The sequence below is a fragment of the Desulfovibrio sp. ZJ369 genome, assembly GCF_011039085.1.
In the GTDB taxonomy this organism is placed as follows: Bacteria; Desulfobacterota; Desulfovibrionia; order Desulfovibrionales; family Desulfovibrionaceae; genus Desulfovibrio.
Genome location: NZ_JAAKEI010000087.1, coordinates 1 through 2951, shown reverse-complemented (window position 1 = coordinate 2951; position 2951 = coordinate 1). Strand labels below are relative to the sequence as shown.

The window sequence follows — 2951 nt, the reverse complement described above, 5'->3', positions numbered from 1 at the left end:
GAAGGCCCGTACCCATGAAGAGCTTTATGCGGTAGTAGCGAAAGCCCTGAGCATGATCACACAGAATGATGCCCAGGGCTGGTTTGAATCGTGCGGGTATGAAAAAATTTAAAGTTAATCTGCTCTAGGAGGCCCTGGTGACGGGAAAACGCTTCAACCTGGTTGATGAGGCCTGGATTCCTGTTCTGGACATGGCCGGCAAAGCCAGACTTGTGGGACTGGGAGCGTGTTTTGCCGAAAGTGCGAAAATCCGCGACCTGGCCGTGCGGCCGCACGAGCGGGTGGCCTTGCTGCGCCTTTTGCTCTGCATTGCGCACGCCGCCCTGGACGGCCCCAAAAACGGCAAGGACTGGCGCGCGGCCCCGCAACGTCTGCCAGCGGCCGCACGCGACTATCTGGCTGCGTGGCGCGAGAGCTTCTGGCTGTTCCATCCGCAACAGCCTTTTCTGCAAATCGCGGCTTTGCGCAAAGGGGGCAAAAAAGGCGCGGAACCGGAGCTGACGGCCCTGGCCAAACTGGATTTCACACGGGCAAGCGGCAATAATCCGTTGCTCTTTGATCATCTGGGGCACGCCGGAGCGCCCGCGCCAGAGCAACTGGCCCTGGATCTGCTCACATTTCAAAATTTTCACACCGGGGGCCTGATTCCCCAGGTTGTCTGGGACGGCGTCCAAACCAGCAAAAGCGCGTCCGACGCGCCCTGCGTCTGCGGATCCATGCTGCACGCCTTTCTGCGCGGTGAAAATCTGCTGCAAACGCTCTGGGCCAATCTGCCCCTGCCCGGCATTTTGGAACGCCATTATCAGGGGGTTGGCCCGGACTGGCGCGGCAGGCCCATCTGGGAAGCGCCGCCCCAGGGCCCGGCGGATCGCGCCGCCATAGCCAATGCGACGCGCACCTATCTGGGCAGGCTTGTGCCGCTTTCCCGCGCCGTGCTGCTGCGGGACACGGGCATGCTCCTGGGCGAGGCCCTGCTCTATCCCAATTGCAATAACGAAAAGAAGTCCTTTGTGGCCGAACCCAGCGCCACGCTGGTTTTGTCCAGGGCGCGCGGCAAGGAGGAACAATCGACTTTGCTGGCCTTTCGGCCGGATCGGGCCGTGTGGCGGGATCTGGCGGCCATCCTGGTCAAGACCGGGGCCGAGGATCAGAGCCGGGCGCGCGGGCCGCTGGCCCTGGCGGCCCTGCAACAGGGGCATCTGCCAGGCTGCTGGGATTTGGTCATCTGCGGTCTGGCCAGAAATCAGGCCAGCGTGCTGGACGTGCGGGAGTCCGTCTACCATCTGAGCCAGGGCTTCCGGGAGGATCAGGGCCGTAAAAACTATGAAAACGGCGTGCGCGACGCCGAAGAGATGTGCCGGAAACTGGAGCGGGCCGTAAGCACGTTCCGGGGTAGCCTGGACGGCGGCTGGAGCGGACGTTTGCGCCATGCCGGGGCCAGGCGCGGCGATCTTCTGGCCCGGCTGCACGGCAAGGCCCTGCTGGCCTACTGGACAGCCGTGGAAAGCGATCTGCGGCTGCTTTTCGATCTGGCGGAAGCCCGGGACGGCGGCCCGGCCGGGATCTGGCGGCGTCGGCTTCTTGCTCACGCGCGCGGCGCCTATGATCTGGTCTGCGGCGAGCTTTCCGATCGCCAGCAAAAAGCCTTTGTGCTGGGGCGGATGCGTCTCTCCCCCTTGCGCCCGGCCGGGGAATCGGCCGACAGCGCCCCGGATTCCGAAACTGCGGAGAAGGAGGAAGCATGAGCCCACTTTTGGATTTTTTACGCAGGCATGAGCGCGATCGCGGGCTGATGGCCGTCTTGCGCTGCGGTCTCAGGGAAAGTCAGGAGGTTCGGGCCTGGCCTGTGCTGGCCCGCTTCTGCGATCTGGCCTCGCCCGTGGAAAAGGACAGGCATCGCTGCCGGGTGGTCAGAACCGTGGCCGGGCTTTTCGCCACGCACCCCGCAGCAGGCGGCAGCGGCGATATGGGCGCGCTTTGCCTGGCCCTTTGCCGCGAGGACGAGCGGGCAGGCTTGCGCTCCTGGCGTTCGGGCAACGAAGGCGAACGCAACGAGGGCCCCATGGCCGCGCGTCTGCGCTCTCTGCTGGCGGCCGGGCCTGAGGAGATTTGCGCCCGCGTGACGCGCGTGGCCCTGTATGCCAAATCGCGGGATCTGCCGGTGGATTACGCGCAACTGGAAAAGGATCTGCTGGCCTGGCCCCGGTCGCGCCGGGCCTGGGCCCAGCATTTCTGGGGTTCGGCCGGGGCAGGCGCGCCGGACGCTGTAAGCGATCCTGAAGCAGCGGAGGGCGCGTCATGATCTGGCTTGCGCGCGCGGAACCGGATATGGCGCACGCCTTGCGGCACGGCCTGCGCGACGCCTACGACTGGCACAAGGCGGCCTGGCAATGCTTTCCCCATGAGCCCGATGCCCGGCGTGATTTTCTGACCCGCCTTGATCCGCCGCAGGCCGGGATGCGGCATTGCCGTTTCTGGCTGCTTTCCGGGCGTTGCCCGCAACGCCCGGACTGGTGCCCGCCGGAGAGCTGGGGGATAAAGCGCGTGGCGCCCGGCTTTCTGGGGCATGAGCTCTACCGTTTTGATCTGTTGGCCAACCCCTGCCGCAAGCTCAGGGCTGCGGAGGCGGACGGCAGGCGCGGAAAAAACAGCCGCCGCAAAGCCCTCACGCGCCGGGAAGAACAACTGGACTGGCTGCGGCGCAAAGCCGCGCAACACGGTTTTCAGCTCCTGGAAGAGCAGGAAGGCGCAAACGTCGAGATCTTTCCCGCTGAAAATCATCACTTCAGCAAGGCCGGAGAGCACGGGCTGATTGTGGGCGTGCGCTTCAGGGGCTTGTTGCGCGTGGTGGAACGGCAGGCTTTTGCCGAGGCTTTCGCGCGCGGCATCGGCAGCGCCCGCGCCTTCGGCTTCGGCCTGCTGATGCTGGAACCTCTCCGCTAGAGCGGTTT

3 protein-coding genes are annotated in these 2951 nt (G+C 65.1%); all 3 read left to right on the top strand.

Annotated elements, in window-relative coordinates:
• The first annotated feature begins 137 nt into the window (after positions 1-137).
• Genes casA through cas6e form a run of 3 tightly spaced genes read left to right on the top strand, consistent with a single transcriptional unit; the run spans position 138 to position 2943 of the window.
• Positions 138-1745, top strand: coding sequence for a type I-E CRISPR-associated protein Cse1/CasA (casA, locus tag G7Y51_RS13310; RefSeq protein WP_165178225.1), 1608 nt, complete (start codon positions 138-140; stop codon positions 1743-1745).
• Complete coding sequence (casB, locus tag G7Y51_RS13305; protein ID WP_165178224.1) at positions 1742-2302, top strand: type I-E CRISPR-associated protein Cse2/CasB; 561 nt, start codon at positions 1742-1744, stop codon at positions 2300-2302. Before casA ends, casB begins: the two co-directional genes overlap by 4 nt.
• Entirely contained in the window at positions 2299-2943 is a 645-nt protein-coding gene (gene cas6e / locus G7Y51_RS13300) for a type I-E CRISPR-associated protein Cas6/Cse3/CasE (protein ID WP_165178223.1), read from the top strand. Before casB ends, cas6e begins: the two co-directional genes overlap by 4 nt.
• Positions 2944-2951 lie beyond the last annotated feature (8 nt).